Here is a 22,725-nt window from a genome sequence, read left to right on the forward strand (position 1 = left end):
CAGCGAGACCAGGCCATGAGCGTCGGACCAGGCTGGTACGTCGACCCGGCCGATCCGGACACCCGACGCTACTGGGACGGCGAGGGGTGGGTCGGCGCACCGATCCCCGTCGACGCCACCCCGCCGGAGGGACCGCCGCCGGACGAGCCCGCCCCGGCCTCCCCCGCGGCACCGGTCTCCGCGCCGGGGATCCCCGCTGACGCTCAGCCCGCGCCGGCCCAGCCGCAACCGGGGCAACCCCACCCCTGGCAGCAGCAACCCGGCCAGCCCTACCCGTGGCAGCCACCGTCGGGGCACGGCCACCCGCAGGGCCCTCCGCCCGGCTGGCCACCCGGTGCCGGTCCGCCTCCCGGTTGGCCGCCCGGTGGCTGGCCGGGACGCCCGCCGGAGCCACGCCCGCACGGGCTCCCGCTGGCCGGGTTCGGGGCCCGCCTGGTCGCCCGACTGATCGACTTCGCGATCGTCTTCGCGCTGAACGCCGTGGTGAACGGCTGGTTCGTCTGGCGGCTCATCGAGGAGGTCACGCCGTACTGGCGGGAGGTGTTCCGGCGGGCGATGGCGGGCGACAGCTCCACCGACGGTCTGCCGCAGCCCAGCGAGCAGGCGGGCGGCCTCCAGGTCGTCATCCTGCTGATCGCCACCGCGCTCTGGCTCGCGTACGAGGTGCCGACGATGGCCTCGGGCGGGCAGACCTTCGGCAAGCGGCTGGTGGGCGTCAAGGTGCTGCCGATGAGCGCGAACCAGCCGCTCGGCTTCGGCCGGGCGCTGCGCCGGTGGAACACCCTCGGCCTGCCCACCCTGCTCTGGTACTGCTGCGGCCTCGGCCTGCTGCTCCAGCTCGTCGACGCGCTGTCCCCGCTCTTCGACCACCCGTTGCGCCAGGCGTTGCACGACAAGCGGGCGCAGACCGTGGTGGTCCAGCTCCCCCGCGTCCACCGCGACAAGCGCACCACCCCGGACGACCGCACCCCCGACGACCGCACCGACCCCTCGGGAGACACCCCATGACCGACCCCGGACGTCAGCAGCCGGAGCTACGGCTGACCCGCGCCGACCTGGACGCGCTGCCCAACTACGTGCCCGGCCGCAGCCCGGCCGACCTGGCCCGCGAACTCGGCCTCCCCGAGGCGATCAAGTTGGCCAGCAACGAGGTGCCGTACGGGCCGCTGCCCGGCGTGGTGGAGGCCGTCGCCGGAGCCGCCGCCGGGGTGCACCGCTACCCGGACATGGGCGTGCTCGCGCTCCGTGAGGCGCTGGCCGAGCGGTACGGCGTGGACGTCGACCGGATCGCCACCGGCTGCGGGTCGGTGGCGCTGGCCGAGCACCTCGTCCGGGCCACCTGCCTGCCCGGTGACGAGTTCCTCTACGCGTGGCGCTCCTTCGAGGCGTACCCGATCATCGCGGCGACCAGCGGCGCGACCAGCGTGCGGGTGCCCAACGACGCCGGGCACGGGCACGACCTGGCGGCCATGGCTGCGGCGGTGACCGACCGGACCCGGCTGATCGTGGTCTGCAACCCGAACAACCCCACCGGCACGTCGGTACGCCGGGCGGAGCTGGACCGGTTCCTCGACGCGGTCGGCGAGGACGTGCTGGTCGTGATCGACGAGGCGTACCGCGAGTTCGTCACGGACCCGGAGGTGCCGGACGGCCTCACCTACCTCGACCGACCGAACGTGGTCGTGCTGCGGACGCTCTCCAAGGCCTGGGGCCTGGCCGGCCTGCGGATCGGCTTCCTGGTCGCCCAGCCGGCGGTGGCGGCGGCCGTGCGCAAGGTCGTGACGCCGTTCTCCAGCAACATGGCCGCACAGGCGGGCGCGCTCGCCGCGTTGGCGCAGGAGGACGAGGTACGGCGGCGGTGCGCCCTCGTGGTGGCCGAGCGCGACCGGATGACGGAGGCGCTGCGCAAGCTCGTCCCGGACGTGCCGGACAGCCAGGCGAACTTCGTCTGGCTGCCGCTGGGCGACCGGGCCGTGGACTTCGGCAAGGCGTGCGAGGCGCGGGGCGTGATCGTCCGGCCGTTCGCCGGCGACGGGGTACGGGTCACGATCGGCACCCCGGCAGAGAACGACGCCTTCCTGGCGGCGGCGGAGGCCGCGCTGGCCTGAGGCGGGGTCCGGTCCGGTCCGCCATCCCCTCGCGGACCGGACCGGACGTCTCAGGTGGAACGCCACCGTCCGTCGGAGGCGGGGACGGTGATGTCGACTTCCACCGTTCGGCCGGACGGCGCGGCGTCGGCCGGTGATGCGGTGACGAGGATCAGGATCGCGCCCAACAGGGCTGCCAGGAGACGCACAGACGGGACTATAAATAACTTATGTCCGTTTTGTCGAGCAGCCATGCCGGTCCGGCGTTTCACGTCGCGGCGAGGATCACCGGCTCCGACGTCAGGTAGTAGCGCTGGTCGTCCGCCGTCGGGTCGACCGGCTTACGGAGCCGCTCCACGGCCACGAACCCGTCGGCCGCGTACGCCGCACCGGGTGCCCAGCCGGTCCCGTCCGAGCCCGCGTTCAGCGCGAACCAGGACCGCTGCGCCCCCGTCGCCGCGTCCAGCGTCACCAGGTCGTTCGTCTCCGTCAACAGGTGCACCCGGTCGGGCTGGACGGCGAGCAGCCGCACCTGCGGCAGGCCGGGACGGCGCCACAGTTCCGCGCCCGTACGCGCCGAGCGGCCGACCGGCACCCCGTCCACGACCGCCACGGCCGTTCCGCCGACGAGTTCGGCGTCCGGCCGGTCCAGGGCCGGCGCGGCGACCGGCTCACCGGCGCCGAACAACCAGCCCCTACCGGCGTCGTCGCCCGGCGCGGCCGTCCGCAGGCCGGTGCACCCGGTCCGGCCGGTCCCGCACCCCAGCGGGGTCGCCACCAGTTCGTCGCCGACGCCCGCCGGCCGCCAGCGGACGCCCACCGCGCCGGTCACGGCGTCGCGGAACTCCACCACGGCCGGTCCCGCGCAGGAGTCGACGGTGATCAACTGGCCCGACGCGGTCGCGCCGACGGCGTCCCGACAGCCGACGGCCGCGTCGGAGCCGTCGCCGGGTGGCACCGTGACGGTGGTGTAGGACTGCCACAGCTCGCGGCCGTCGGCCAGGTCCACGGCACGCATCCACTGCGCCCCGGCCACCACCACGACCTGCCGGCCGTCGGGCGCCGGGGCCACGACGACGCCCCGAGGGTCCCAGACCGTCGCCGCGCTGGTGCGCCGGGCCGTCCGCTCCCCCACCGGTGCCGGCCCGTCCGTCTGCCAGGAGACCCGGCCGGTCCGCGCGTCCAGCGCCACCAGCCGCCCGTCCGACCAGCGGGTCACCACCGTCGTACCGCTCGCCACCACCCCGTCGAGCGCCGCCGGCCAGCGGCGGTACGACCAGTAGGGGGTCGTCCGGTGCCGGCCGCCGACCGGCCGGTCGGCGTACACCTGGCGGTGGGCCGCGTAGACCCGCAGCCGGCCGTCCACGATCAGCGGGGCGACGGGCAGCCGGCCGACCACGCCGGGGGCGGGCGACGAGGCCGGCGGATATCCGGCCCGCGCGGGCGTGCTGACCTCGGCGGGGGCGAGCACCCGGTAGACCGTCGCCGCCACGGCGGCGGTGACGAGCAGCGCCGCGACCGCCACCGCGATCCGCCGCCGGCCCTTCGGGAACCCCATGCCGCACCTCCGCCCGGCACCCTACCCAGCGGGGCCGGTCACGGCCCTGTCAGGTCGCCGGCGGACGGGTGCCCGGCGTGGCCCGCCGGCGGGGGTGCACAGCGTGCCGGCGGGCGCCTCAGGCGGCCTCGGTGGCGCCGGTGGCCGCCGCGGCGGCCAGGTCGGCGAGATCCTGTCGCAGCGCGCGCTCGACCGCCCGGGCCGCCAGCCCGCCGAGCAGCAGCGCGACCACCCGGCCGTACGGGGCGGTCGGCACCGCCTCCTGCTCGACGGTGACGGCGGTGCAGCCCCGGCGGCGCCGCTCGACCGGGCGCAGCGTCCAGGTGATCCGGTAGTCCACCCCGGCGCCCCGCGAGCCGAGCACCAGCCGTCGGGGCGGCTCGGCCTCGATGACGACGAACTCCTCGACCAGCGCGGTGCCGTCGGGCTGGGAACGGGTCTCCCGCCACGCGGTGCCGGGGCCGAACCTGCCGGGGGTGAGCACCTCCACCGGGCCGGTGAAGCGCCGGGTGCGGGTGGTCAGGTCGGTCAGCAGCCGCCAGAGGTCGACGTCGTGCGCCTCCACGAACTCCGTGACCGCCACCGTCGACATGCCACCTCCCGTGGCGTCGACGGTACGCCGGGTGAGCGCGGATCGGGGCCCCCGGAGCGGAATTTTCACCTCCGGGAGCCCTGATCCGCAGCGGTCGACCCGTCACCGACCGAGTTGGCCGGGGACCGTCGATCGGAACGGCGGGTCAGCGCGCGGCGAGGACCTTGCCGGTCACCTCGCCGAGGGCGATGGTGGTGCCGTCCGGGCCGGGCGCGGTGGCGGTGACGGTGACGGTGTCGCCGTCCTCCAGGAACGTGCGGGTCTCGCCCCCGGCGAACTTCACCGGCTCGCTGCCGCCCCAGGTGAGTTCCAGGAACGAGCCGACCTGCCCCCGCTCCGGCCCGGAGACGGTGCCCGAGGCGTAGAGGTCGCCGGTGCGCAGCGAGGCGCCGTTGACGGTGAGGTGGGCCAGCTGTTGGGCCGGCGTCCAGTACATGGTGGCGAACGGCGGCTCGCTGACCTGCTCGCCGTTCCACTGCACCGACAGGCGCAGGTCGAGCCCGAGGTGCGGCACGTCGCGCAGGTAGTCGGCGACCGGCGGGTCCTGGTCGGGGGCGGGCACGAAGGCGTCCCCCAGCGCGTCCAGCGGGGTCACCCAGGCCGAGACCGAGGTGGCGAAGGACTTGCCCAGGAACGGGCCGAGGGGCTGGTACTCCCAGGCCTGGATGTCGCGGGCCGACCAGTCGTTCACCAGCACGACGCCGAAGACGTGGTCGGCGAAGTCGCCGGCCGGGACGCGGTCGCCCAGCGCGCTGGGCACGCCGACGACGAAGCCGACCTCGGCCTCGATGTCGAGGCGTACGGACGGGCCGGTGACCGGGCCCTGCGGGCTGGCCCGCTGCCCGCTCGGGCGTAACACGGGGGTGCCGGAGACGACCACCGTGCCGGCGCGCCCGTGGTAGCCGATCGGCAGGTGCTTCCAGTTGGGCAGCAGCGGTGGCTGGCCGGGGCGGAAGATCTGGCCCACGTTCGACGCGTGGTGCTCGGAGGAGTAGAAGTCGACGTAGTCGGCGACCTCGAACGGCAGCACCATCCGCACCTCGGCCAGCGGCACCAGCAGCGGCTCCACCGCCGGCCGGTGGGCGGGGTCGGTGAGCAGCTCGGTCACCCGCTGCCGGACCGACGTCCACTGGGGACGACCGAGGGCCATGAAGTCGTTGAGGGTGGGCCGACCCAGCGTCCCGGCGGCCAGCACCAGGCCGGCCTCCTCGGCGCCCGCCAGGTCGAACACGAAGTCGCCGATGCGTACGCCGACGCGCGGCGCCCGCTCGGCGTGGCGGAACACCCCGTACGGCAGGTTGGTCACCCCGTACGGCGAACCGTCGGCACCCGTCACCCAGCTCATGCCGGCCCTCCCTTGCGCTCCAGGCCGCGCTGAGGCACCACCGGCCTGCGAAGATGATTCGCTCGCTGACGCTCGCTCATGCGTCGAAGCCCCCGTTCACCAGCCCCAGCCGGATCAGATCGGTCAGTGGTTCCAGGATGCTGCACGAGCCGAAGCCGATCCACAGCGGGCGTGGGCCGTCCAGCCCGGCCTCGGCGTGCTGCACCAGCGGGCGCGGGTCGGTCGCGGTGAGCAGCACGGCGACCTGCGCGACCGTGGCGCCCCCGGCTGCCGCCAGCGTCGCGGCCAGCACGTTGACGAAGCCGTGGTGGGTGAACCCGGTCTCCGGGTCCAGGTGCCGGACCGCCTGGTGCAGCCCGGCGGTCAGCTTGAACGGCAGGCCCCGGTCCCGGCAGGCGCAGATCACGGCGGCCAACTCGGCCGGGGTGGGGAACAGTTCGGCGGCCAGCCCGCCGGTGCGGAACTTCGCGGCGACCGGCACCCCGTCGGCGCGGGCGGCGGCGAGCGCGTCCAGGGCCCCCATCAGCCCGAACGTGAGGGGCAGTTCGGCGTAGACGGCGTCGAGGGCGGCCGGCCCGGCACCGGCCCGGCGGGCCAGCGTCACCAGCTCGGTCAGGCCGGGCAGCGGGTCCTCGCCGCGCCTGGCGACCGCCGCCTCCACCTGACGGACGCGGATGCGCGGGTCGGCCGTGGCGCGCACCTCGTCGAGCCGGTCGAGCGGCACGTCGCCGATCATGCCGACCGCGATCCGCTCGTCGGCGCCGAGCAGGGCCGCCAGCTCGGGCAGCCTCGTGGCCGGGACCAGGAGCGGGCCGACCAGGTCCGCGTACCAGGCGGTGCGGTGCCGCCGGTGTGCGGCGACGGCGTCGGACAGCGGCGCGCTGCCGGGCGGGAAGACGGCGGCGTCGTCGACGAGGCCGTCGAGAAGGGCGGGCACCTGCGTTGACACGAGACAAGAATGTACGGGACGCTACAAGGAACGGACAACAGTGTCCGATTATCGGACGCCGTTGGATCGGTGAACGGGACGAACCGGGAGGCGACATGCCGTACTACCGCAGCGTCGGCGAGGTGCCGCGCAAGCGCCACACCCAGTTCCGCCAGCCCGACGGCAGCCTCTACGCCGAGGAGCTGATGGGCCAGGAGGGCTTCTCCTCCGACTCGTCGCTGCTCTACCACCGGCACGCGCCGACCGCGATCGTGGCGGCCGAGGAGTTCACCCCGCCGCCGTTCGCCCGGGTGCCGAACCTGCCCCTCAAGCCCCGGCATCTGCGCACCCACAAGCTCGACGGCACCGGCGCCGACCCGGTGCTCGGCCGGCGGTACCTGCTCGCCAACGACGACGTACGGATCGCGTACGTCCTGGCGGACCGCCCGTCCCCGCTGTTCCGGGACGCCACCGGCGACCACTGCCTGTACGTCGAGTCGGGCACCCTGCGGGTGGAGTCGACGTTCGGCGTGCTCGACGCGGTGCCCGGCGACTACGTCGTCATCCCCACCTCGACCATCCACCGGCTGGTACCCACCGGCGACGCGCCGACCCGGCTGCTCGCCGTCGAGGCGGCCGGCCACATCGGCCCGCCCAAGCGCTACCTCTCCGTACGCGGCCAGTTCCTGGAGCACTCCCCCTACTGCGAGCGTGACGTCCGGGGGCCGGACGCGCCCCTGCTGGTCGACGGCGAGGACGTGGAGGTGCTCGTCCGGCACCGGCGCGGATGGACCCGCTACGTCTACGCCCACCACCCGTTCGACGTGGTCGGCTGGGACGGGCACATGTACCCGTGGGCCTTCTCCATCCACGACTTCGAGCCGATCACCGGCCGGATCCACCAGCCGCCACCCGTGCACCAGACCTTCCAGGGCCCCAACTTCGTGATCTGCTCGTTCGTGCCCCGCAAGGTCGACTACCACCCGGACGCGATTCCGGTGCCGTACAACCACCACAACGTCGACTCCGACGAGATGCTCTTCTACACCGGCGGCAACTACGAGGCCCGGCGCGGCTCCGGCATCGAACAGGGCTCGATCTCGCTGCACCCGTCCGGCTTCACCCACGGCCCGCAGCCGGGAGCCGCCGAGCGTTCCATCGGCGCCGACTTCTTCGACGAACTGGCCGTCATGGTCGACACGTTCCGGCCCCTGGACCTCTGCGACGCCGGAGCCGCGTGCGAGGACGACGCCTACGCCTGGACCTGGGCGCGCCGCCCCTAGCCGGGTGGTTCCGACCCCGGTTCGGAGTGGCCGGTGCCGGGGTCCGGCGAGGCGGGCCCCGGCCCTTCGCACGGAGAACGGACAACCGGGCTCCACCGGGCGCACCCGCACCTCGGTCGCGGGAGCGGTCGTCCGTCGTACGCCGTCCGTCAGACGGCCACCGGCGACTGGACACTCGGCCGAATAGTTCGCGGATGGAAGTGGCTAACATCGTGCCCACTGTCCATCTTGTCATCGACAAGCTCCCCTGCTGGTCGATGGCACCCCGCGAAATGGAGTGGATCATGCCGGACATGACTGCCACGCTGGCTGACCTCGAAGACCTCAACCTGGCCGATCTCGAGGTGTCCGACCTGTTGGAGGTGCACGCCGTGCGCGACGCGGTGGCCCTGCCGGAGACCGGTGCCTCGGCGAGCACCTCGGCCGTCTGGCAGTGGCTGGGCTACTCGTCGTGCGCCGCCCAGATCCTTCAGTAGTCGTACCGGGCCGGTGCTGACCGGTGGGGCCGGGAACGCCGACACCACCGACGCGACCGGCCCCACCGGCTCGACCGTGGTCGGTGTCGACGACCGTCTACAGGGGAACCGTGACAACCACCCGCCAGCACCCCGCTCCACCCGTGCCCTCGACACCGTGCGGTCGAGTCGCGCCGGAGGTTCAGGTTGCCCCGTACGTGCTGATCCGCGTGACGGCGGTCGACCTGCCGGCTGCCGGGCCAGCCGGACGGCGGCTGCGTAACCTCCAGGACGAGCTTGTCGGTCGACTGGTCGAGTGCCACACCCTCGGCCCCGGGCTCACCGAGGAGCTGTACCGGCTCGGTGGTCGGGCCCCGGCGGCGTACCGCCGGTCGGTCCTGCTGCCGCTGCGGCGGGACGTCCACAACGGCCGTTCTCCGGCCGACGACCTCCGCGCCCGGCTCGGCGACCTCCCCGACCGGATACCGGCGCTGGGGCGCTGGCTTCGGGCCAGGGCCGAGATCGACCGGCTGACCGGCGCCATCGACGCCGGGTCGGAGGTGACACTGGCCGAGGAGCGCGTCGCGCTCGCCACCCTGTGTGGAAGCGAACCGTTCGGCCGGGCGGTCGCGTTGACCAGTCCCGAGCTGCTGGCAGCGGTGCACCGCACGGCGGCCCTTGGCGGCGAGCCGGACGCCCGCGGTCGCAAGTCCGAACCCACCGTGGTCCGGTACGCCTTGCGGGCGACCACCCGGACCAGCCCGCTCTCCTGGTTCACCATCGTCGGCTGGGGCCCCTGGCCGGACGACCGGTTCATCCCCTTTTCGCCGGCCCAGCCACCGCCCCCACCCGGCCAGGATCTTCCGACCGGTCCGGAACCCGTGGCGGGCCTGGATCTGACGGCGGCCGGAGAGCCGGTGGCGGTGACCCGTCCTCCGGCCGGCCTGGTCGCCAGCCTCTTCCTGGCCGGCAGCAGCCGCCCGGACCAACGGCTGCGCACCCCGCACCGGCTGGCGCCCGGCACCCGCGTGCAGGGCGAGCACGTGGTCTTCTACCGCGAGCACCCGGCGACCAGTGCCGACGGCACGCCGGTGATCCGGGAGGAACGGGTACGGATGCCGCTGCGGCCCGCGCTGGCCGCGATCATCCGGGTGCTCCGCGCGGCACCCGACGGACACCCGCCGGAGGACCTCGTGGCGGCCCTCGGCCGACGCACCGCGCGCCCCGCGACCGACGCCGCCGTGGCCGAGCAACTCGCGCGCCGCCTCGTCACCCAACTCTGCGACGAGCGCCTGCTGGTACCGGTGCCGCCGACCACCGAGCACGACCCGGCGGCGCTGGCGGCGGTCGCCGACTGGCTCGGCGTCACCGAGGCCCCCGCCCTCGCCGACCAGGTACGGCAACTCGACCAGGACATCCGGTCACTGGCGGAGGTCGACGCGGCGCGACGCGGCCGGCTGGTGCGTCGGATCAGCGCCGGCTGGCAACAGGCCCTGCACGATCTCGGCGCCACCGCGCCACCCCAGGCGCCGGTCACCGAGGACGTCGTGCTGCCCAGGCCGGTACGCGTGACCCGGCCGCCCGCGAACACCGCCGACCTGACCGCGCTGACCGGTCTCGCGCTGCTCTTCGACGAGGACCAGGTGCTGCGCCGGCTGCTGCGGCACCGGTTCGTCGAACGCTACGGCCCCGGCGCCCGCTGTGCCGATCTCGGCCAGTTCTTCGCCGAGGTCGGCGCCGGCTTCGGTGACCTGCCCACGGTGACCCCCGACGGGGCCCTGGCCGGCGGTCCGATCGCCCAGGTGCCCGAGCTGGCCCAGTTGGCCACGCTCCGACAGGAGGTGATCGCAGCGGTACGCGCCGACGGCGAGGACGACGGTGTGGAGACCGTCATCGGTGCCGAGCTGGTCGCCGAGGCGGTCGCGGCACTGCCCGGCTGGTTGCGGGCCCGTCCCGTGTCGTACGCCTTCTTCGGCCAACACGGCCCTGACGGCTCGCTGCACCTCAACCACGTCTACGGCGGCTGGGGCCGGTTCACCAGTCGCTTCCTGGACCTCTTCGGGGACACCGGGATGCGCGCGGCGGTCGCCGCCCAGCTCCGCCGGGTGCTGCCCGGCCGGGTGGCCCAGTTCCGGCCGGTACACGGTTTCAACGCGAACCTGCACCCGCTGCTGCTCGGCGAGGACATCGGCGACGACCAGCGGCTGGGCGGGCTCGACCTCTCCGCGACAGAACTCGTGCACGACCTGGCCAGCGACCAGATCCGGCTGCTCGACCCGGCCACCGGCGACCTGCTCGACGTGCTGTACCTCGGCTTCCTCGCGCCGCCGGCGCTGCCGGCCCGGGTGGCCGCGCTGCTCGGCGACCTGGGCACCGGTGAGGTCGGGCTCCGCCATCTGGCCGCGGCCCGGACGATGTCCGGCCCGGGCGGGCAGGCGGTGGTACGCAACAGGCTCCGCTGTGGCCGGGTCGTCGTCGCCCGCCGGAGCTGGCGCTTCGACGACGGCGCCGAGAGGCACCTCCGCGGGCTCGGCTCGCCGTCGGCCGGACCACCGGTCGCCGCCGTCGCCGGGCTGCGAGCGGGCTGGGACCTGCCCGACCAGATCTTCCTCAACCAGGGCAGCCGCGGCAGCGGACACCCGCCGCCCGCACCATCCACCGGGCGTCCGTCCGCTGCGGTCGTCGGGCTCCGCGCGGCGATCACCCGACCCAAGCCGCAGTTCGTCGACCTGGCCAGCCCGCTGCACCTACGCTGTGTGCCCCGATGGCTCGGCCGGATCACCGGCCCGCTGCTCATCGAGGAGGCGCAGCCCCGCCCCGCCGGCCACGACCGGCCGCACCGGGTCGCCGAGCTGGTCGTCGAGACCTACCTGCCGACGGCCCCCAGGGCCGTCCACCGCACCGCCGAGCCGAGCCGAGCTGAGCCATGACCGAGCCGAACACGACCGCGACCGGCCTGACGTCGACCACCGACGTCGTGTGCTACTACCACGAAGAGATCAAGTCGCCGCTGCTGCGCGGCGCCGTCCTGCCCGCCGCCGAGCGGTTGCGGAACGCCGGGCTGGCCGTCCACCTGGAACGGCACTGGTTGCACGGCCCCCACGTACGCCTGCGGCTACGCGGGCCCGACGCGCAGCGGGCCACCGCCGCAGCCGAGGCCGCCGAGCTGGTGCGCGGTCACCTGGCGGTGGCGCCGTCCCGCGCCGGGCTCGACGAGGAACTGCTGCGGCGCCGGTCCGAGGCGGCCGGTCGGGCCGAGCTCGTACCGCCACCGTACGACCCGATCCACCCGGACAACACGGTGCTGGTGACCGAGGGCGACCAACGCGGTCTCGCCGCGCTGCTCGGCACGCCTGGCGCGGTCGAATGCCGGGCCGACGTCCTCGCCGTCGGGCTGGACCCGGTGCGGGTGTCACTCGACCAGCTCGCCCTCGTCGGAGACGCCCCGGCAGTCCGGGTGGGCGTCGTGGTCACCGCCATGGCCGCGCACGCCGACACCTGGCCCGGACGGCTGCTGTCCGGCTATCACACCTTCCTGTCCCACCTGGAGGACTTCCTCTTCGGCGAGCGGGACCGCGTCCTGCGCCCGCGCTTCGCCGCCTTCGCCGACCGGGCCGGCGGGCGCTACCACGACCTGGTCCGCCAGGCGTGCACGCCGGACACCACCGAGCCCGTGGCGGCGGCATGGCGGGCCTGGAGCGCGGCTTCGTGGCGGATCGCCGAGCGGGCGTACGACGCGGGCGCGCTCAACGGGATGCTCTCCGCCGAGTTCCGGCGTCGCTCGACCTCGTTCGACGATGCCACCGCGATCCGTTGGGACCTGAGCCGTCGCGGGGCGAGCGCCTACCACCAGGCGCTGGAGGCGTCGGGCTTCCAACGGATCGCCGCGAGTCGGGAGTTCCAGATCTACCGGTTCTGCACGAACATGCTCTACCAACTGCTGGCGCTCTGCGACGTCGCGCCGCTGGAGCGGTATCTCGGTGCTCACCTGCTCGCCGAGGCGACCCAGGAGATCCACGGCGTGTCGTGGCAGACCGCCCTCTCGGCCCGCAGCGGGTGACCCGGGTGGAGGCGACGTGGGCGAGGTGACCCTGCGACCGGGCAGCCTGGTCCGGACCGTCGAGGGTGGCCTCCTCGTGAGCGGCTGGCAGTCGAGTTCGGTGGTGACCTGCCCGCCGGTCGTCGGTGAGCTGTGGCGACGGCTGGAGCCACTGGTCCGCCGAGGTCTCGACCCGGGGACCGCCACCCTGGGACTGTCCGACGGGACCGCCAGGGCGGTGCGCTGGCTGCTCGGTCTCCTCGCCGACCACGACGTTCTGGTCGACGTTCGGGTGCCGCTGGACGGCCATCCGTTGGCGGCCTGTCTGGCCGGGCTCGCGCGGGATCCGGCCGGTGCTCTGGACGCGCTGTCCCGGTCCACGGTCGCCGTCACCGGCGGTGGTGACGTTCCGTCGGCCGTACGGGCCGCGCTGACCGCGTCCGGCGTGTCCACCGGGGACGGCGTCGACGCGGACCTGGTCGTGTGGGTCCGTACGGAGGGCCCCGGCGAGCGTCGGGATCCGCCCGTTTCCCCCTCGGTGTGGGCACCTCAGCGGCTCGGCGCCTCCCGGCCCGCGGTGTTGCCGGTGACGATCCGGCCGGACGGCGCGCTGGTCGGCCCGCTGACCAGCGCCGGCCAGCCGGCTGCCGAAGACTGGCCGGCCGGGGGCACGTACGACGATGCGGCGTCGGCACGGGCCCGCCGGTTGCTGCCGTTCCTGGTGGCGCACGAGGTGGTCCGTACGGTGAGCGGGCTCGCCGACGGCACGGCGCTGCTGCTGCGCGGTGCGGACGTCCGACGCGTCGGCGTGCCGACCGACCCGGACGGGCGACAACCCCGGCCACCCACGGTACGGTTCGGGCCCCCCGACGGCACCCCGGCTCCCGGCACCGGGGCGGTGCCGACCCACCCACCGGTCGACGACACCGGACCGCCCCTCCCGAGCGACCCGGACGACGGCCCGGTACGGGTGATCGGAAGCAACGGCCGCCTGGTCAGGGCGGTCGCGGTCATCACCTCGACCGGACGGCGACGACCGGATCAGCCCGTGGTGGTCGGCGTCGCGGCGGACTGGCCGGTGGACCGACACCTGGCCGAACAGCGGGCCGCCCACGCGGCCGGCAGGGCGTACCTGCCGGTACGGGCGCGCGGGACGGCGATCGAGATCGGCCCGTTGAGCAGTCCCGGTGTCGGCGGCTGCCTGCGGTGCGCGGACAACCGGCACCAGGCCGTCCTCGGCCCCGGCGACGCCGCCACGCTGCTCGCCGACGGCCGGCCGCTGCCGCTGCCGCCGTACTGGCGGGAACTCGTCGGGGAACTGGTCGCCGGCCAGCTCGCCGACGACGCCGACCCGCGCACGGTCAGCGTGCTGTCGGTCCGCGAGGGCTCGATCAGCCGGCACCTGATCCGGGCGGTGCCGGACTGCCCGGCCTGCGGGGCCCTGCCCGCCGACTCGGCCGGTGCCGCCACGATCGCCCTGCGCCCCCGCCGGCAACCCGCACCGGACCACTTCCGGGCCCGCCCCGCACCGCCGGACCTGGCCATGCTGCGCGCCGAGCTGGTCGACTTCCGGTACGGGCCGGTGACGCACGTCCACTCCGACCGGCAGGGTCCGCTCGCGCTCTCGGCGGCCGAAATGCCGGTACCCGGCCGGTCCGGTCGGCTCGGCGGATACGGTCGCGCCGCCGACCAGCCGACCGCGCAGGTGCTGGCCCTGCTGGAGGCGGTCGAACGGGAGGCCGGTCGCTGCCCACAGGCCCGCCGGACGACCACGCTGGGCAGCTACCGGGAGCTCGCCGGCGAGGCCGTCGACCCGGCCCGGCTGGGCCTTCCGGAGCCGGACGCGGTACGCCATCCCGGGTACCGGCTGACTCCCTTCGCCCCGGACACGGTCACGTCCTGGGTGTGGGCGTACGACCTGGCCGGGGAACGGCCGGTCCTCGTGCCGGAGCACGCCGCCTACTACGGGGTGGACCGTGCCGGGGCCGCCCGCTACCTCTACGAGTCGTCCAGCGGCTGCGCCGTCGGTGGCTGCCTGGAGGAGGCGATCCTCTACGCCTGCCTGGAGACGATCGAGCGGGACGCCTTCCTGCTCACCTGGTACGCCGGCCGTACGCCGCCGGCCCTGGCCCTGCCGCCCGACGTCGATCCGGTGACCCGGCACCTCGCCGACCGGATCGCGGCGGAGGGCTACACGTTGCACCTGCTCGACGTGACCAGCGACATCGGGGTGCCGGCCATCTGGGCGCTCGCGGTCACCGGCCACCCGGACCGGGCCGACCGGGGCGCGACCTTCTCCGCCACCGGGGCGCATCCCGATCCCCGCCGAGCCGCCGCGGCGGCGGTCCTGGAGGTCGGGGTCAACGTGGCGGTCGCGCCGAAGGTGGCCCGCCCGCCCCGGGAGCGGCTGCTCGCCATGCTCGCCGACCCGGATCTGGTGCGGGAGATGGGCGACCATGCCGCCCTGCATCTGCTGCCGCAGACCCTGCCCCGGTTCGACTTCGCGCTCCGGGACGCCGCCGCCGGCCCGGCGCGACCGTTCGACGAGCACTTCGCCGGCTGGCGCGACCGGTGGCCGCACCCCGACCTGACCGAGGTGCTGCGCCGGGTGGTCGACGCGATGGCCGCCGCCGGGACGCCGCCGCTGGTGGTGGACCAGACCGGGCCGGCCGAACGCCGCCTCGGCCTGGCCGCCGTGAAGGTGCTCGCGCCCGGGGCCGTGCCGATGACCTTCGGACACCTCAACCGCCGGGTGGACCTGCCCCGCCTGCGGCAGGCCCGGCTCGCCGCCCCCGACCACCCGATCCTGCCCCACCCGTTCCCCTGAAGGAGGGCTGAGCATGGGTCGCTGGTCCGCGCTGCACGTCCATCTGCACGCCGGCTCCGAATGCACCGAGACGGTGCTGCGGGAGCACATCGTGCCGACCACGACGGAGCTGCTCGCCCGGGGCGAGATCTCCTCCTGGTTCTTCATCCGGTACTGGGAGGGTGGCCCGCACCTGCGCTGGCGGGTCGCCGACGCGACGCCGGAGACGGTACGGCGGATGCGCGCCGGGCTGGTCGAGGCGGTGGCCGCACTTCCGCCACCGGCCCGGGAACTGCGTCCGGCGGACTGGTACGCCCAGTTCGGGGTGGGCGACCCCGGCTCCGCCGACCAGGCCGGCGCGGGGCACGGGGCCGGCGGCGGGCCGGATCTCGGCTGGCAGCCGCACGGCACGGTAGTCGAACAGCCGTACCGGGCGGAGGTCGACCGGTACGGCGGCCCGGACGCGATCGGCGCGGCCGAGGAACTGTTCGCCGCGTCCAGCCGGGTTGCCGCGACGCTGCTCGGCTCACCACCCGCCCGCCGCCGGTCGACCGCCGTGGACCTGCTCTTCGGTTTCCTCGCCGCCAGCGGCCTCACCGCACACGACGCGGTCCGGTTCCTGCGCGGCTACGCCAACGGATGGACGCTGGTGCCGGAGGCGCACGGTCAGGACCTGGGCCTGGCCCAGATGGCGGCGGAACGCGACTTCCACGCCGACGAGTTCGCCTACCCGGCCCGGCAGCGGCTCATCGCCGACATCGTCACCCGACGCAGGGGTGCCCGCACCTCCGTGAACTACTGGGCGGACGAGGTCGCCGCCTACGTCGAGCGGTTACGCACGCTCGACGGTCAGGGCCGCCTGCACGGGACGATCCCCGGCATCCTCGCGTCGCAGCTGCACATGCTGCACAACCGCCTCGGGCTGAGCATCCCGGCCGAGTGCCACCTCGTGTGGTTGGCGTCGTTGGCGTACGGCTCACCGGCCGCCACGCCGGACTTCCACGCCGACGGAATCGACGCCCCGGACCGTGCGTACCACGAGCGGTCGAAATTCGTCCGTACGCGGTGGCCGGGCCAGCGTCCCCGTACGGTCGAGCCGGCACCGGATCGTCCCCACCCCGCCGTCCCGCCCGGTGCCGAAACGTTGACACTGCCCGAGCCGACGCCGGGCGCCCTCGCCGACACCACACTCGCCGAGGTGTTGCTGGCCCGCCGCACGCGGTACGACTTCGGCCGGTGGGAGGCGGACGTGGCGGACCTGGGCCGGCTGCTGCGCTACGCGGCGGGCGACACCGCGCCGCCGGGCAGTGGCCAGCGGCGGCTGGCGTACCCAACCCCGGGCGCCCTGGCGACCACCCGGCTGCTGGTGCTGCCCCGCCGGGTCACCTCGGTACCGGCCGCACTCTACGAGTACCTGCCGGAGCGGCACGCCCTCCAGCGGGTGGCGCCCGATCCGGGCACCGACCGGCTGTCCCGGGTCGCGCCGCAGTTCGCACCCGCCGGCGCCAGCCGGACCACCGGGGCCGACGCCGTCCCCGACTCCGGCGGGCTCGACGTCGACGCGGTGCCGCTCTGGCTGTTCCTGGTCGCGGACCTGCGACGGGCCAGGTCCCGGTACGGGCTGCGCGGATACCGGTTCTCCGCCATGGAGACCGGCCACCTCGCCCAGAACCTGCTGCTCGCCGCGACGGCCATCGGGCTGTCCGCCGCCCCGCTCGGCGGTTTCTTCGACGACGAACTCAACCACCTGCTGCTGCTCGACGGGCTGGACTCCAGCGCCTTCTACGCCCTCGCCCTCGGCTGAGGGACTCCTCCGGCCGGCGGCGGATCAGGCGGTGCCGGCCGGGCGGCCCGGCTCACACCGTGGCGCGGGAGAGGACGGCGAGTTCGGCGGCGGCTGCCGCGGCGATCGCGAGCACCAGCGGCCACGGGGTGCCGACCAGGGCGTAGAGCAGGATCAGCGCCGGTGCGACGGCTGCCGCGTACACGGCCAGCGCCAGGACTCGGTCGGAGCGGAGCAGGCTCGGCAGGATGGTGCGGGACAGGCCGGGCAGCCGGGCGGCGAAGCGCCAGACCACCAGGGCCCCGCCGAGCGCCGCGAACGCCGCCGCGAACCGGGACAGCCCCGCGCTGCCCGGCGCCATGCAGGCGATCAGCACGGCGGTGATCATCGTCCAGCCCGCGCCGTAGACCACGAGCTGACGCAGGCCGATCGAGATGGTCCGGCCGGAGTCGACCCGGCCGGGGGCCATCGCGGCGGCCTCGGCGAGGTGTTCCAGCGCCTCGCTCCAACGCCGCTGCTCCAACCGCAGCACCCCGATGTCGTGCCGCGCCTCGGCGAGCTGCGGGTCCAGCCGGAGCGCCTCCCGGTAGGCGCGCTCGGCCATGTCGAACATCTGCATGTTCGCCGCCACCAGCCCGAGCACCAGGTGCGCCTGGGGGTTCTCGGGGGCCAGCTCGACCCCGCGCCAGGCCGCGTTCAGCGCCGGCTGCCCGTTGCGCGAGCCGGCCAGGATCGCCGCGGCGCTGCTCTGGGCGTACGCGTCGTCGGGCCCCAGCGCCAGGATCCGGTCGGCGGTACGGGCCGCCTCGGCGTACTGCTCCAGATCGCCGAGGGCGAGGGCGCGGGCGACCAGCGCCGGAACGCTGTCCGGGGCGGCGGCGACCGCGGCGTCGGCGGCGGTGAGCGCCTCCGCCGGCCGGCCGGCCGCGAGATGGACCCGGGACAGCATGGTCAGCGCGGAGGCGTCGGCCGGGTCCAGGGCGACGGCGTAGGAGACCTCGGCCGCGGCCTCGTCGTAGCGGCCCAACTCGGCGAGGAGCTGGGCGCGCTGGAGGTAGCCTTCGGCGGCGGACCGGTCGGGGGTGGCGTCGGACATCGCGGCGAGCCTAGGCGGCCGGAGCCTCGTACACCAGGGCCACCGCGATGCCGGTGAGGCCCTCGCCGCGCCCGGTGAAACCGAGGCCGTCGGTGGTGGCCGCCGAGACGGTCACCGGCGCGCCGACCGCCTCGGAGAGCACCCGCTGGGCCTCCTCGCGGCGCGGCCCGATCTTGGGCCGGTTGCCGATCACCTGCACGGACACGTTGCCGATCGCGAAGCCGGCGGCCCGTACCCGCCGGGCGCTCTCGGCGAGCAGGGCCGCGCCAGGTGCGCCGGCCCACTCGGGCTGACCCACCCCGAAGTTCGCGCCCAGGTCCCCGAGGCCGGCCGCCGAGAGCAGCGCGTTGCAGGCGGCGTGGGCGGCCACGTCGGCGTCCGAGTGCCCGGCCAGACCGTCCTGGTCGGGCCAGTGCAGACCGGCCACCCAGCACGGCCGGCCCGCCTCGAAGGCGTGCACGTCGGTGCCGATGGCCACCCGGGGAACGATCATGCAAGGAGGGTACGCGTCAGGCGCCGGTGGCCAGCAGGTGCTCGGCCAGCGCGAGGTCGAACGGGCGGGTGACCTTCAGCGCGTACTCCGAACCGGGGACGCAGGACACCCGGACGCCCTGCTTCTCGACCAGGCCGGCGTCGTCGGTGAGCGGGTCGCCCGCGGCGTTGTGCGCGGCCGTCAACACCGCCCGACGGAAGCCCTGCGGGGTCTGCACCGCCCGCAGGGCGGATCGGTCGACGGTGCCGAGGACGACCTCGTCGGCGTCGACCTCCTTGATCGTGTCGACCACGGGAAGCACCGGGATCACCGCGTCGTGCCCGGCGCGGACGGCCGCGGCGACGGATTCCACCAGGTCGGACGGGGTCAGCGCCCGGGCGGCGTCGTGCACGAGGACGATCTCCGGGCCGGCGGGCACCGCTGCGAGGGCGGCGGCCACCGACGCCTGCCGCTCGGCGCCACCGGAAACCACGGTCACCGGGGCGACCGGGGCGAGCAGTTCGCGCACCGCCGTCACCTCGGCGGCCGGGGCGGCCACGACGATGGTGTGCACCGACGGTGCGGCGGCGAGCCGGCGGACCGCGTGCACCAGCAGGGGCTCCCCGCCGAGCAGTCGCAACGCCTTGGGTCGGCCGGGGCCGAGCCGTACGCCGGCACCGGCCGCAGGCACGAGGACCGCGACGTCACCGCACGGATTGAGCTGCGCGGTCACGTCGCGGTCCTCGGGTTTGTTCGCCACGAATCGGGTACGACGATGCTGTGGGGACTAGGCCTCGGTGAGAACCTTGTCGAGCAGCGTCTCCGCCTCGTCCTTGGTGCTCTTCTCGGCCAGCGCGACCTCGCCGACAAGAATGTCGCGGGCCTTTGCGAGCATGCGCTTCTCGCCTGCGGAAAGACCCCGCTCCCGCTCCCGGCGCCACAGGTCGCGGACGACCTCGGCGACCTTCAGCGGGTTACCGGAGGCCAGCTTCTCCAGATTCGCCTTGTAACGCCGCGACCAGTTGGTCGGCTCCTCGGTGTGCGGTGCACGGAGCACGTCGAAGACCTTGCCGAGGCCCTCTTCGCCGACCACCTCGCGTACACCCACGATCTCGGCGTTCTCGGCGGGCACCCGGACCGTCAGGTCACCCTGTGCGACCTTCAGGACGAGGTATTGCTTAGGCTCGCCCTTGATGACCCGAGTCTCGATTGCCTCGATGAGTGCGGCCCCGTGGTGGGGGTAAACAACGGTCTCGCCGACACTGAAAACCATAGGTTCGAAACCCCTTTCGCTGTGTCTAGGGTAACACGCTCAGGCACCGATGTCTCACCGCTGTCCTGACCGTTGGCGCAGCTCAGGGGCCCTGTGAGAGGTATTTCTTCAGCTTGACAGGCCGCCAAACCGGTGGTTTGACCACGCTCCGTAACGCTTGGATGACGTCCCGGTACGAGTGACGCGAACGTCGAGATCAAGGGCTATGCGCTCCTCCCATGGTAGCCGGCCGGCCGGGTACGCGCCCAGGTGTAGCGGCAGCCCGCCCCGTACGGGACGCTGGAGGTCGAGCCGCTCTCCGCTCGCCGAGACGTCCTGGGAGGGTCCGATGGGCAAGCCCGACGCAGACGGCCCCGGGCTGCCCGACCTGCCACCGGGGTGGGGTCGGGTGGTCGTGCCGGACGACGCCTCCGCCCTGGCGGCCGAGGCAGAGCAGCTCCGCCGCGAACTGCGCGAAACGACCCGCCGCGCCACCCCGCCTCCGTGGTCCCGGTCTCCGCTCGCCCTGCCCCTGCTGATCCTGCTGGTGGCGGTGCTGACCACCCTCGCGGGCCTCGCGGCGGTCACCTGGCCGCGGCCCGCCCGGTCCACCCCGGACCCGGCCCCCACCTCGTACGCGCCGTCGACCGGCCGGCCGTTGCCGGCACTGGACCTGGTCGACGCCGGCCAGTCACCGGTGCCCCTGCGTGGGCTGGTGCCGTCGATGATCCTCCTCGTGGACGGTTGCCCCTGCCCCGACGAGGTGGCCACCGCAGCCGCCCTGGTGCCGGCCGGGGTCACGCTCGTCACCGTCGCCGGCGACCGGCCCGTACGCGCCACGCCGTCCACCGGGGCGGCCGTACGACCGCTCGCCGACCCGGCCGGCGGGCTGCGCGCGTTCCTGCACCTGCCGGCCCGCCCCGGCGCCGCCACCGCCCTGCTGGTGGACCGGGCCGGCGTCCTCGTCAGGGTGGTGCCGGAGGTGCACTCCGCCGAGGACTACCGCGCCGACCTGTCCCGCCTCGCCGGCTGAGAGGAAGGGCACCCTCCTATCGGATCTTGATGTGCAGGGCGCCCTTTTCGAACATCCGGCCGGCCGTCGCCCGCGCGTCAGGGCAGGGCGACCAACTGCGCCGAGACCCGGAGCGACCCGGCGTTGGCGCTCGCCAGCGTGATCTGGAACGGCCCCCCTCTGGCGGTGACACCCGTCGAGTGGACCGAACCGTCGCAGACGCTCCTGACGGGGGCCGCCGCCCGCGCCCGGGCGATCACGACGAGCAGCTCGCCGGCGCCGACACAGCGGTACTGGAGCAGATGGCGGGCTCCCCCCTCGGCGGAGGCATGTCTGACGAGGCTCTCCGTCGGGCTGAGCACGGCCCGGGCGGTCCAGACCGTGCCGGGGAAGCTCTCCAGCCGGCCGTGGCGTGCGGCCCCGTCGAGCCGTTCCGCCAAGAGCCGACGGGGGTCGTCGGGCCCGCCAGGCCCGACGTCGCCCCGGACCGCTTCGCCGCTGCCCGGGTCGACCCGGAAGGCGAGGCCGCCGCCCGGGGTGGCCTCGAAGGTGACGCCGCTGCCCGGGTCGACGGCACCAGTCGCCGGATCGACGATCCAGACGCTGGTCGTCCCCCCGGGCCCCTCCGACACCAGGACCTGGGTCCGGGCCTCCGATGGGGCATCGGGCCGGGCTCCGGCCTCGGCCGCCGGGCTCGGCGTGGCCGCCACGGGGCCGGTGCGGGGCGCCTCGGCCTGCCACCACCAGCCGCCACCGACCAGCACCGCCAGAACCGCCACGACCAGCACGACGGTGCGCAGCCGGTCGTCGGCCCCGACGGGAGTCGCGTGCTCACCGGCGTCCGGCCCGGACTCCGGCCGGCCTGCCGCATCGACATCCATTACCAGAGAGTAACCGCAACACCGGGCGAACGGATCATTCCTGTCGTTCGAGCAGCGCGGCGTAGAGGGTCAGGCCGGGGCCGAACGCCAACATCACCACCCGTCGGGGCGGCGACGCGGCCCGGCGCAGCCGGTCGAGGATCAGCAGCACGGTCGGCGACGAGCAGTTGCCGTGCTCGTCCAGCGTCGCCCGGGACGCCGCCAACCCCTCCGGCGGCAGCGCCAGCTCCCGCTCGACCACGTTGAGGATCCGCGGACCGCCCGGGTGCGCCGCCCAGCCGTCCACCTCGGACAGCGTCGTGCCGTGCCGGGCCAGCAGGCCGTCCACCAGGCCCCGGACGTGTGTGGAGAGCACCTGTGGCACCTTCGGCGACAGCCCCATCCGGAAGCCGGTGTCGGTGACGTCCCAGGTCATGTGGTCGGCCGTCGAGGTGTCCGTGACGGAGGTGACCTCGCGCAGCGCGTACCCCCGGCCACCAGGGACGACCACGGCGGCGACCGCGGCGTCCGAGAAGAGCGCGTGGGAGATGATCTGCTGGGTGTCCACCCGGGCGCTGGAGGGCTGGATGTGCAAGCTGGTCAGCTCCGCGCAGAGCAGCAGCGCCGGCCGGCCCCGGGCGGTGACGAAGTCGCCCGCCGCGCCCAGCCCCGGCAGTGCCGCGTAGCAGCCCATGTGCCCGACGAACATGCGCTGCGTGTCCGGGGCCATGCCCAGGTCCCGGGCGAGCAGGATGTCCAGCCCCGGGGTGGCGTACCCCGTGCACGAGCAGACCACGAAGAGCCCGACGTCCCCGGCGGACAGGCCGGCGGCGGTCAACGCCCGGCCCACCGCCTCCTTGCCCAGCGGCAGCGCTTCGACCAGGTAGCGGCGCATCCGCCGTTCCGTCGGCCAGTCGGAGACGTCCTCCAGCAGCGGGTTCACCGCGGCCTGGCGGCGGGTGACCCCCGAGTGCGCGAAGATCCGCTGCGCCAGCGCCCGCGTGCTGCCGGTGAAGTGCTTCGAGAAGAAGCCCTCCCACAGGTCGTCCTGCGCGGCCGACGGCGGGTGCGCCGTCCCCAGCCCCGCGATCACCGGTACGGCCACCATGCCCACCTCTCGTCCGGCCTTGCGCACCGGGCGGCCGACCCCGCCCCTG

Annotated in this window: 20 protein-coding genes; 9 read left to right on the forward strand and 11 right to left on the reverse strand. The window is 74.7% G+C overall.

Annotated elements, in window-relative coordinates:
* The first annotated feature begins 15 nt into the window (after window positions 1-15).
* Both AB0D32_RS28755 and hisC read left to right on the forward strand, forming a co-directional pair.
* Window positions 16-1,008 (forward strand): RDD family protein, encoded by a 993-nt coding sequence (locus AB0D32_RS28755; RefSeq protein WP_357096935.1) that lies wholly within the window; start codon window positions 16-18, stop codon window positions 1,006-1,008.
* On the forward strand, window positions 1,005-2,108 hold the full coding sequence (gene hisC / locus AB0D32_RS28760) for a histidinol-phosphate transaminase (protein WP_357096937.1): 1,104 nt from the start codon (window positions 1,005-1,007) through the stop codon (window positions 2,106-2,108). Before AB0D32_RS28755 ends, hisC begins: the two co-directional genes overlap by 4 nt.
* 50 nt (window positions 2,109-2,158) lie before the next feature.
* Here hisC and AB0D32_RS28765 read toward each other — a convergent pair whose 3' ends face one another.
* The 5 genes from AB0D32_RS28765 to AB0D32_RS28785 form a co-directional block, all read right to left on the reverse strand.
* The gene (locus AB0D32_RS28765) at window positions 2,159-2,296 is read right to left on the reverse strand and encodes a hypothetical protein (protein WP_357096939.1); all 138 of its coding nucleotides are present in this window, start codon (window positions 2,294-2,296) and stop codon (window positions 2,159-2,161) included.
* 59 nt (window positions 2,297-2,355) lie between these two features.
* Window positions 2,356-3,645 (reverse strand): PQQ-binding-like beta-propeller repeat protein, encoded by a 1,290-nt coding sequence (locus AB0D32_RS28770; RefSeq protein WP_357096941.1) that lies wholly within the window; start codon window positions 3,643-3,645, stop codon window positions 2,356-2,358.
* A 118-nt stretch (window positions 3,646-3,763) separates the two neighbouring features.
* The gene (locus tag AB0D32_RS28775; protein WP_357096944.1) at window positions 3,764-4,237 is read right to left on the reverse strand and encodes an SRPBCC family protein; all 474 of its coding nucleotides are present in this window, start codon (window positions 4,235-4,237) and stop codon (window positions 3,764-3,766) included.
* Window positions 4,238-4,382: 145 nt separating this feature from the next.
* Window positions 4,383-5,582, reverse strand: a complete 1,200-nt coding sequence (gene fahA / locus AB0D32_RS28780; protein WP_357096946.1) for a fumarylacetoacetase — start codon at window positions 5,580-5,582, stop codon at window positions 4,383-4,385.
* Between the two features lie 76 nt (window positions 5,583-5,658).
* Entirely contained in the window at window positions 5,659-6,531 is an 873-nt protein-coding gene (locus tag AB0D32_RS28785; RefSeq protein WP_357096948.1) for a hypothetical protein, read from the reverse strand.
* Window positions 6,532-6,626: 95 nt separating this feature from the next.
* Here AB0D32_RS28785 and AB0D32_RS28790 point away from each other — a divergent pair, with 95 nt between their 5' ends.
* From AB0D32_RS28790 to AB0D32_RS28815, 6 genes are all read left to right on the forward strand, one after another.
* Window positions 6,627-7,793, forward strand: coding sequence for a homogentisate 1,2-dioxygenase (locus tag AB0D32_RS28790; RefSeq protein WP_357096950.1), 1,167 nt, complete (start codon window positions 6,627-6,629; stop codon window positions 7,791-7,793).
* A gap of 284 nt (window positions 7,794-8,077) precedes the next feature.
* Window positions 8,078-8,269 (forward strand): thiopeptide-type bacteriocin, encoded by a 192-nt coding sequence (locus AB0D32_RS28795; protein ID WP_357096952.1) that lies wholly within the window; start codon window positions 8,078-8,080, stop codon window positions 8,267-8,269.
* 197 nt (window positions 8,270-8,466) lie between these two features.
* Window positions 8,467-11,178 carry a lantibiotic dehydratase gene (locus AB0D32_RS28800; protein WP_357096954.1) on the forward strand — a complete coding sequence of 904 codons (2,712 nt, stop codon included), beginning with the start codon at window positions 8,467-8,469 and terminating at the stop codon, window positions 11,176-11,178.
* Window positions 11,175-12,308 carry a lantibiotic dehydratase C-terminal domain-containing protein gene (locus AB0D32_RS28805; RefSeq protein ID WP_357096956.1) on the forward strand — a complete coding sequence of 378 codons (1,134 nt, stop codon included), beginning with the start codon at window positions 11,175-11,177 and terminating at the stop codon, window positions 12,306-12,308. Before AB0D32_RS28800 ends, AB0D32_RS28805 begins: the two co-directional genes overlap by 4 nt.
* Window positions 12,309-12,324: 16 nt before the next feature.
* Window positions 12,325-15,114 carry a TOMM precursor leader peptide-binding protein gene (locus tag AB0D32_RS28810; protein ID WP_357096958.1) on the forward strand — a complete coding sequence of 930 codons (2,790 nt, stop codon included), beginning with the start codon at window positions 12,325-12,327 and terminating at the stop codon, window positions 15,112-15,114.
* 13 nt (window positions 15,115-15,127) lie between these two features.
* Window positions 15,128-16,897, forward strand: a complete 1,770-nt coding sequence (locus AB0D32_RS28815; RefSeq protein WP_357096960.1) for a thiopeptide-type bacteriocin biosynthesis protein — start codon at window positions 15,128-15,130, stop codon at window positions 16,895-16,897.
* Between the two features lie 52 nt (window positions 16,898-16,949).
* Here the strand turns inward: AB0D32_RS28815 and AB0D32_RS28820 are convergent, their stop codons facing one another.
* From AB0D32_RS28820 to AB0D32_RS28835, 4 genes are read right to left on the reverse strand one after another with little or no spacing between them, the layout of a single operon-like run.
* Window positions 16,950-17,972: a tetratricopeptide repeat protein gene (locus tag AB0D32_RS28820; RefSeq protein WP_357096962.1), complete on the reverse strand. Its 1,023-nt coding sequence runs from the start codon at window positions 17,970-17,972 to the stop codon at window positions 16,950-16,952.
* A 10-nt stretch (window positions 17,973-17,982) separates the two neighbouring features.
* The gene (ispF, locus tag AB0D32_RS28825) at window positions 17,983-18,465 is read right to left on the reverse strand and encodes a 2-C-methyl-D-erythritol 2,4-cyclodiphosphate synthase (RefSeq protein ID WP_357096964.1); all 483 of its coding nucleotides are present in this window, start codon (window positions 18,463-18,465) and stop codon (window positions 17,983-17,985) included.
* Window positions 18,466-18,481: 16 nt separating this feature from the next.
* Window positions 18,482-19,177, reverse strand: coding sequence for a 2-C-methyl-D-erythritol 4-phosphate cytidylyltransferase (ispD, locus tag AB0D32_RS28830; RefSeq protein WP_357096966.1), 696 nt, complete (start codon window positions 19,175-19,177; stop codon window positions 18,482-18,484).
* A gap of 54 nt (window positions 19,178-19,231) precedes the next feature.
* Window positions 19,232-19,717: a CarD family transcriptional regulator gene (locus AB0D32_RS28835; protein WP_091626665.1), complete on the reverse strand. Its 486-nt coding sequence runs from the start codon at window positions 19,715-19,717 to the stop codon at window positions 19,232-19,234.
* Window positions 19,718-20,045: 328 nt separating this feature from the next.
* Between AB0D32_RS28835 and AB0D32_RS28840 the strand changes: the two genes are divergently transcribed.
* Complete coding sequence (locus AB0D32_RS28840; protein ID WP_357096968.1) at window positions 20,046-20,729, forward strand: hypothetical protein; 684 nt, start codon at window positions 20,046-20,048, stop codon at window positions 20,727-20,729.
* Window positions 20,730-20,806: 77 nt separating this feature from the next.
* Here the strand turns inward: AB0D32_RS28840 and AB0D32_RS28845 are convergent, their stop codons facing one another.
* Window positions 20,807-21,589, reverse strand: coding sequence for a hypothetical protein (locus tag AB0D32_RS28845; RefSeq protein WP_357096970.1), 783 nt, complete (start codon window positions 21,587-21,589; stop codon window positions 20,807-20,809).
* A 34-nt stretch (window positions 21,590-21,623) separates the two neighbouring features.
* Window positions 21,624-22,682, reverse strand: a complete 1,059-nt coding sequence (locus AB0D32_RS28850) for a type III polyketide synthase (RefSeq protein ID WP_357096991.1) — start codon at window positions 22,680-22,682, stop codon at window positions 21,624-21,626.
* Window positions 22,683-22,725: the final 43 nt, after the last annotated feature.

It is taken from the genome of Micromonospora sp. NPDC048170 (genome assembly GCF_040652795.1).
GTDB lineage: Bacteria > Actinomycetota > Actinomycetes > Mycobacteriales > Micromonosporaceae > Micromonospora.